The sequence below is a fragment of the Streptomyces sp. 150FB genome, from assembly GCF_000818195.1.
Lineage (GTDB): Bacteria > Actinomycetota > Actinomycetes > Streptomycetales > Streptomycetaceae > Streptomyces.
In genome coordinates, this window is record NZ_JTHL01000001.1 from 1,791,295 (window position 1) to 1,798,111 (window position 6,817).

Sequence of the window (6,817 nt, forward strand, 5' to 3'; positions counted from 1 at the left end):
GGCTGGTGATTCACAGCGTCCTCGCTGTGTTTACTACAAAGGAACCACAACCCACCGGTCACCCGGCAGGTCGGGGTATCAACATATCTGGCGTTGACTTTTGGCACACTGTTGAGTTCTCAAGGAACGGACGCTTCCTTCGTTCCCCTTCCGGGGCCCTCCGGGCGCTTCCCTTCGTGTTTCTGTGTTTCCGACTCTATCAGATTCATTTCGGCTTGTTTGCCTTATGAAATCCGATGGCCTTCGGAGTGGCCTTTGCCTTGTTGCTGTTCACTACTTTAACCGATTTCCCGTGTCACTCATAATCGAGCGACCGCGTCCGAATTTCGGCATGCCGAAAGACGTACCCGTCAGGGTCAGTCGTAGGTAGTGGGTGGCCGCTCCGGAAGCTGCCGAAAAAGCAGGACCCGTGTCAAGCGGCTCGGGCTACGTTAGGCGGATGAACGGTACGAGTCAAGTTCGTCGCCGCTTCGGCGCATGGGCCCGATAAGGGCTCACCGACGGGTCGCCGTCGATCCAGAAGCGCCAGGGGTGCACGGCCCCGTCGCCGCTCACCCCCGTACGGGGGCCGCTGCGGACCTGGTCAGCCGGGACCGGGGTGCCCGTCAGCATGAACAGCGGCTCTTCGGGGCCGGCGCACACGTCCACACCGTTCAGAGCGCGGTCGATGCCCAGAGCCGTCGCCAGCCGGGCAGGCCCTTTGGCCAGTTCTCTGTCATGACGGGCCGAAAGTCTGCGTTTCCGGGCAAGATCGACACCTACGCCGATCTCGCCTCCCCGCAGCAGGACCCCGCTCGCCATGCCCTCGGGGCCGCAGACCACGTTCATGCAGTGCCACATGCCATAGGTGAAGTAGACGTATGCATGCCCAGGCGGACCGAACATCACACCGTTGCGCGCCGTGCGGCCCCGGAAGGCGTGCGAGCCCGGGTCGATCTCGCCCGCGTACGCCTCCACCTCGGTCAGCCGTAGTTCTATGGGGCCCTCGTCCGTGTCGCGCACCAGGGTCCTGCCCAGCAGGTCGGGCGCGACGTCAAGGACGGGCCGGTCGAAGAACGCACGGGGCAGCGGTTTACGGTCGGTTTCCTCGATCATGGCGTCCGAGCGTACCGGGGAACCGATTACCGTCGTGGCGCGTATGTAGGGGTCAGGACCTAGGAGGAGAAGAACGCATGGGCTTCAAGAAGCTGCTCGCGAGCATGGGCGCCGGCGGCGCTTCCGTGGAGACGGAGCTGAGCGAGTCGAACGTCGTACCGGGTGGGGTCGTCCAGGGCGAGGTACGGGTTCAGGGCGGTTCGGTGAGCCAGCGGATCCAGGGGCTCTCCGTCGGTCTCCAGGCCCGCGTCGAGTCCGAGGGCCACGACGGCGAGGAGATCAAGCAGAACATCGAGTTCACCAAGCAGCAGATCGGCGGTGCCTTCGAGGTACAGCCCGAAGCGGTGCACGTCGTGCAGTTCGGTCTGGAGATCCCCTGGGAGACACCGGTCACCGCCATCGACGGGCAGCAGCTCCGCGGGATGAACATCGGTGTGATCACCGAGCTGGACATCGCGCGGGCGCTGGACTCGGGCGACCTCGACCCGGTCAACGTCCACCCGCTGCCGGCGCAGCAGGCGATCCTGGACGCCTTCATCCATCTGGGGTTCCGCTTCAAGTCCGCCGACATGGAGCGTGGACACCTGCGGGGGACGCGTCAGCGGCTGCCGTTCTACCAGGAGATCGAGTTCCACGCGCCGCAGCAGTACCGGGGGCTCAACCAGGTCGAGCTGTCCTTCGTCGCCGACGACCGCGAGATGGACGTCGTCCTGGAGATGGACAAGAAGCCGGGGCTCTTCAGCGAGGGCAGCGACTCCTTCAGGGCCTTCACCGTGGCCCTGAACGACTTCCAGGCCACGGACTGGCCCGGGTACCTCAACCAGTGGCTGGCCGAGGTCGGCGGGCGCCGCAACTGGCTCTAGGGGCTCTGGGCGCCCTGAGGGACCCGGCGGCCGTCGTCCTTCGTACCGGATCCGGTGCGGAGGCTCCCACCAGGAACAATGCGTTTGACGGGGATAGGCTCGACCACGCAAGAACACAGAGGCCAATCGGAGGTTCAGACGTGACCGAGGGAAAGAGGGCTCCGCTCCCTCACGAGTTCCATCCGCGGGTTCCGTCGTTCACGGTGGTGAGCGACGACGTCTCGCCGGGCGCCGAGCTCGGCGACGCCCAGCTCTACGCCGTCGGGAACACCTCGCCGCACTTGCGGTGGGAGGGCTTCCCCGCGGAGACCAAGAGCTTCGCCGTGACGTGCTTCGACCCCGACGCACCGACCGGCAGCGGCTTCTGGCACTGGGTGGTCTTCGACATCCCGGCGTCGGTCACCGAGCTTCCCGTCGGCGCGGGCACCGGCACCTTCGACGGGCTGCCCGCCGGCGCCGTCCAGGCCCGTAACGACTTCGGTTCGAAGGACTTCGGCGGGGCGGCGCCGCCCGCCGGCGATCCGGCGCACCGGTACGTGTTCACCGTCTACGCGGTGGATACCGAGACGCTCGGGATCGACAGCGACGCCACACCCGCGTTCGTCGGCTTCAACCTGCGGTTCCACGCGGTGGCGCGGGCCCAGCTCATCGGGGAGTACGCGGCCCCGGCGGAGAGCTGACCGTTCGCCTGTTGTTTGCCCTGCCCTGGTCTTGGAGAGATCAGGGCAGGGCATTTTTTATTGTGTTGTCCCTCTCGGCGCGCCCGGCCACAGTTGATCCAAGCCCGAAGCCCCGCCGACGGGGCCGGGCCGGCACACGGGAGGTGGGCGGGATGCGGGACACGCTGGTGCTGAATGCGAGCTTCGAGCCGCTGTCGACGGTGACTCTCAACCGTGCGGTGGTGCTGGTGCTTCAGGCGAAGGCCGTTGTTGAGCAGGCCCACCCGGATCTGCGTGTGCGCGCCGCGGCCGTGGAGCTTCCCGTACCCCGGGTGATCCGGCTCTGCCGCTATGTCCGGGTGCCGTTCCGAAGACAAGCACCGTGGTCGAGGCGTGGCGTACTGATACGGGACCAACACAGGTGCGCGTACTGCGGCAGGCGTGCGACCACGGTGGACCATGTGGTGCCGAGGTCGCGCGGCGGCGCCGATAGCTGGCTGAATACGGTCGCTTCCTGCGCGGACGACAACCACCGCAAGGCGGACCGTACGCCGGAGCAGGCCGGAATGCCGCTGCTGCACACGCCGTTCGTGCCGTCGCCCGCGGAAGCGATGCTGCTCTCGCTGCGGTCGGCCGAGCGATCGGATCTGCCGCTCTGGCTGGGCGCCGTACAGCCTGCCGCGTAGCTGCGGCAGTTGCCTCGGTTGCCCCCGCACATACATCGGGCCGGCCCCGGAGGGCCGGCCCAGGCGCGGCGGATGGAGCGGCGTCAGTCGAGCGGGGTGTCCTGGCGGCGTTCGCTGCCGGCGCTCTTACTACCGCCGGTGTTGAATCCCGACACTCCCCCGCCGAGGTTGTCGAACGCCCCGCTGAGGCCCTTGAGGGCGTCACCGATCTCGCTGGGCACGATCCAGAGCTTGTTGGCGTCGCCCTCGGCGATCTTCGGGAGCATCTGGAGGTACTGGTAGGCGAGCAGCTTCTGGTCCGGGTCGCCGGCGTGGATCGACTCGAAGACCGTACGGATCGCCTGCGCTTCACCCTCCGCGCGCAGCGCGGCCGCCTTGGCCTCACCTTCGGCGCGCAGGATCGCCGACTGCTTCTCACCCTCGGCGGTGAGGATCTGGGACTGGCGGATGCCTTCGGCGGTGAGGATCGCGGCGCGCTTGTCACGGTCCGCGCGCATCTGCTTCTCCATCGAGTCCTGGATGGAGGTGGGCGGTTCGATGGCCTTCAGCTCGACGCGGTTGACGCGGATGCCCCACTTGCCGGTGGCTTCGTCGAGAACGCCGCGCAGCGCCGCGTTGATCTCCTCGCGCGAGGTGAGGGTCCGCTCCAGGTCCATGCCACCGATGATGTTGCGCAGGGTGGTGACGGTGAGCTGCTCGATCGCCTGGATGTAGCTGGCGACCTCGTAGGTCGCCGCCCGCGCGTCGGTCACCTGGTAATAGATGACCGTGTCGATGTTGACGACCAGGTTGTCCTGGGTGATCACCGGCTGCGGCGGGAAGGGGACGACCTGTTCACGCAGGTCGATGCGGTTGCGGATCGAGTCGATGAACGGAACGACGATGTTCAGGCCCGCGTTGAGCGTACGGGTGTAACGGCCGAACCGTTCGACGATGGCGGCGCTTGCCTGCGGGATCACCTGGATCGTTTTGATCAGGGCGATGAATACAAGCACCACCAGGATGACCAGGACGATGATGATTGATGGCATCGCGTTCCTTCGGGCCCTTCGCTGCCGGATGTTCCGATGATCGAGTTTCCCAGATCAGAGGCGTGTACGGGGGGTGTTCGCCGAGGTTGGCTCACATCACCACAGCGGTCGCCCCGTCGATCTCGACGACGTCGACCTGTTGGCCGGGCTCGAACGCCTGGTCCACATCGTATGCGCGCGCCGACCAGATCTCACCAGCGAGCTTGATCCTGCCCCCGCCGCTCCGGTCAACTCGCTCCAGAACGAGGGCCTGCTTGCCTTTCAGCGCGTCAATTCCGCTGGCGTGCCCGGCCGTTGCGGCTCTCTGACGGGCGGCGATGGGACGTACGACGGCGATGAGCGCGACCGAGACCACCACGAACACGAGGACTTGGGCCACCACTCCGCCGCCGAGCGCGGCGACCACGGCGGCCGCGACCGCGCCGACGGAGAACATGCCGAACTCCGGCATCGCCGTCACCACAAGCGGGATACCCAGGCCGACAGCGCCGATCAGCCACCACACCCATGCGTCGATTTCCACATGGTGATGCTAGGTCCGGCGGTCCCGCTCAGGACAGGGGCGGAATCAGGTCACTTGAGCGGGAGGCCCTGTGCCGTCCAGCGCTGGCCGGTCTGTTCCACGACGAGCGGAAGGCCGAAGCAGAGCGAGAGGTTACGGGACGTCAGTTCCGTCTCCATCGGTCCCGCCGCCAGCACCCTGCCCTGGCGGATCATGAGGACATGGGTGAAGCCGGGGGCGATCTCCTCGACATGGTGCGTGACCATGATCATGGAGGGGGCGTACGGGTCGCGCGCGAGGCGTCCGAGCCGGCGTACGAGGTCCTCGCGGCCGCCGAGGTCGAGGCCTGCGGCGGGCTCGTCGAGGAGCAGCAGCTCGGGGTCGGTCATCATCGCGCGGGCGATCAGGGTGCGCTTGCGTTCGCCCTCGGAGAGCGTGCCGAACTTGCGGTCCAGGAAGTCGGTCATGCCGAGCCGGTCGAGGAAGGCGCGGGCGCGCTGCTCGTCGACCTCGTCGTAGTTCTCGTTCCAGGTGGCGGTCATGCCGTACGCGGCCGTGAGCACGGTCTGGAGGACGGTCTGCCGCTTCGGCAGCTTCTCGGACATGGCGACGCCCGCCACGCCGATACGGGGGCGGAGATCGAAGACGTCGACCTTGCCGAGTTCCTCGCCGAGGATGGACGCCGTACCGCTGGTCGGGAAGAGGTAGCTGGACGCGAGGTTGAGGAGAGTGGTCTTGCCGGCGCCGTTGGGGCCGAGGATCACCCAGCGCTCCCCCTCCTTGACCGACCAGGAGACATCGTCCACCAGAGCACGTCCGTCGCGGACCACGGATACGTCCACCAGCTCCAGTACATCGCTCATGAGCGCGTTGTCTCCCCATGCAATCGTCTTGAGGTTTCGGGTGCGCCTGTGGGCGCCGTTCCCAAGGAAAACCTACGCCACCGACGGAGTGGTCCGGCCGTGAGGTCCGTTCCCTAGGCTGGGGCCATGCTTTCGGAACCACGCTCAGGAATGCTGGCCGCTTGGGGAAACGCCCTGTTGGCCGGATTTGTCTCACCGGACGACGCGGCGCTCGCCGTGGTCGGCGACGATGCGGTGCACCGGGTGACGGGGCTGCCGGGCGAGGCGGGGCCTGTGGGGCTCACGCTTGCGCTGGGGCGGCTGCGGACGCTCGGGGTGACCGGTTACCGGGTCGCGCTGCCGGCGCCGGGCCATCCGCTGGGGCTCAGCGGGCCGCCGGAGTTCAACGCGCGGGCGCTGGAGGCCGAGGAGGCGGTGGTCGCCTCGGGCCCCGTACGGCCTGGTGCCCGAGATCACAGCAGTGGGGCCGGAGGGCGACCAGCATGTCGAGGTCCTCTGGCACTGTCTGCCGATACGGGAGGCGCCGCCCGCGGATGTGCCGTCGCTGGGTGAGGCGGAGCGGGAGCTGGCGGAGGCGCTGCGGGACGCGACGGAGGTGCTGTCGCGGCTCGACGTGGCGGGGTCGGGGCCGATGGCCGAGGCGGCGCTCGACGCGTACCGGGCGCGGGCGGAGCGGGGGCGCGAGGTGCTGGCGCCGGGGTATCCGCCGCGGGCTGTGCGGGTGCTGGAGCTGGCGCAGCGGGTGGGGCTGCTGGTCTCGCTGGCGTACGAGCACGGGCCAGGCGGGGCGGTGAGCGCGTCGGAGATGGCGGCGCGGGGGGAGGCATTGCGGCCGGTGGAGCGGGTGGCGCGGCGGGCGCAGGTGGCGTCGTACAACGCGTATGTGGAGGAGCGGGAGCGGTGAGGTGCGCCTCCCGGCGGGGGGCCGTGGGGGTGCGGTTCGTGGTTGCGGCCGGTTGGTTGTGTGCCGGGCGCCGGGGCCTCCGGAGGCACATGTCCGGACGTGTGATTTACGGCGTCGTGACCCCGGATGTTTTGCCCGGGGCGGTCGTGCGCCGCAAATCTCACGTTAGCGTCCGGACACGTACCTCCTGCGACCCCGTCACCCTCCGTCGCCG

The 6,817-nt window shown here is 68.1% G+C and carries 7 protein-coding genes and 1 pseudogene; 4 read left to right on the forward strand and 4 right to left on the reverse strand.

Annotation, left to right across the window (positions count from 1 at the left end; all coding sequences use genetic code 11):
• Positions 1-453 precede the first annotated feature (453 nt).
• On the reverse strand, positions 454-1,095 hold the full coding sequence (locus tag QR77_RS07325; RefSeq protein ID WP_040020402.1) for a DNA-3-methyladenine glycosylase: 642 nt from the start codon (positions 1,093-1,095) through the stop codon (positions 454-456).
• Between the two features lie 77 nt (positions 1,096-1,172).
• Here QR77_RS07325 and QR77_RS07330 point away from each other — a divergent pair, with 77 nt between their 5' ends.
• The 3 genes from QR77_RS07330 (at position 1,173) to QR77_RS07340 (ending at position 3,303) form a co-directional block, all read left to right on the forward strand.
• Positions 1,173-1,958 carry a sporulation protein gene (locus QR77_RS07330; RefSeq protein ID WP_040020403.1) on the forward strand — a complete coding sequence of 262 codons (786 nt, stop codon included), beginning with the start codon at positions 1,173-1,175 and terminating at the stop codon, positions 1,956-1,958.
• A 140-nt stretch (positions 1,959-2,098) separates the two neighbouring features.
• A complete protein-coding gene (locus QR77_RS07335; RefSeq protein WP_040020404.1) occupies positions 2,099-2,638 on the forward strand; it encodes a YbhB/YbcL family Raf kinase inhibitor-like protein in 540 nt (179 codons plus the stop codon).
• 152 nt (positions 2,639-2,790) lie between these two features.
• Entirely contained in the window at positions 2,791-3,303 is a 513-nt protein-coding gene (locus QR77_RS07340) for an HNH endonuclease (protein ID WP_040020406.1), read from the forward strand.
• A gap of 83 nt (positions 3,304-3,386) precedes the next feature.
• Here the strand turns inward: QR77_RS07340 and QR77_RS07345 are convergent, their stop codons facing one another.
• The 3 genes from QR77_RS07345 to QR77_RS07355 form a co-directional block, all read right to left on the reverse strand.
• Positions 3,387-4,334: an SPFH domain-containing protein gene (locus tag QR77_RS07345; RefSeq protein WP_040020408.1), complete on the reverse strand. Its 948-nt coding sequence runs from the start codon at positions 4,332-4,334 to the stop codon at positions 3,387-3,389.
• Positions 4,335-4,425: 91 nt separating this feature from the next.
• Entirely contained in the window at positions 4,426-4,857 is a 432-nt protein-coding gene (locus tag QR77_RS07350; protein WP_040020409.1) for an NfeD family protein, read from the reverse strand.
• Between the two features lie 50 nt (positions 4,858-4,907).
• Positions 4,908-5,699, reverse strand: coding sequence for an ABC transporter ATP-binding protein (locus QR77_RS07355; RefSeq protein WP_040020410.1), 792 nt, complete (start codon positions 5,697-5,699; stop codon positions 4,908-4,910).
• A 126-nt stretch (positions 5,700-5,825) separates the two neighbouring features.
• Here QR77_RS07355 and QR77_RS47755 point away from each other — a divergent pair.
• Positions 5,826-6,603: pseudogene (locus QR77_RS47755) on the forward strand (hypothetical protein).
• The last annotated feature ends 214 nt before the right edge of the window (positions 6,604-6,817 follow it).

Coding starts and splice junctions, on each gene's coding strand:
- QR77_RS07340 (WP_040020406.1), top strand. CDS start 2,791: ATGCGGGACACGCTGGTGCTGAATGCGAGCTTCGAGCCGCTGTCGACG.
- QR77_RS07345 (WP_040020408.1), bottom strand. CDS start 4,334: ATGCCATCAATCATCATCGTCCTGGTCATCCTGGTGGTGCTTGTATTC.
- QR77_RS07355 (WP_040020410.1), bottom strand. CDS start 5,699: ATGAGCGATGTACTGGAGCTGGTGGACGTATCCGTGGTCCGCGACGGA.
- QR77_RS07325 (WP_040020402.1), bottom strand. CDS start 1,095: ATGATCGAGGAAACCGACCGTAAACCGCTGCCCCGTGCGTTCTTCGAC.
- QR77_RS07330 (WP_040020403.1), top strand. CDS start 1,173: ATGGGCTTCAAGAAGCTGCTCGCGAGCATGGGCGCCGGCGGCGCTTCC.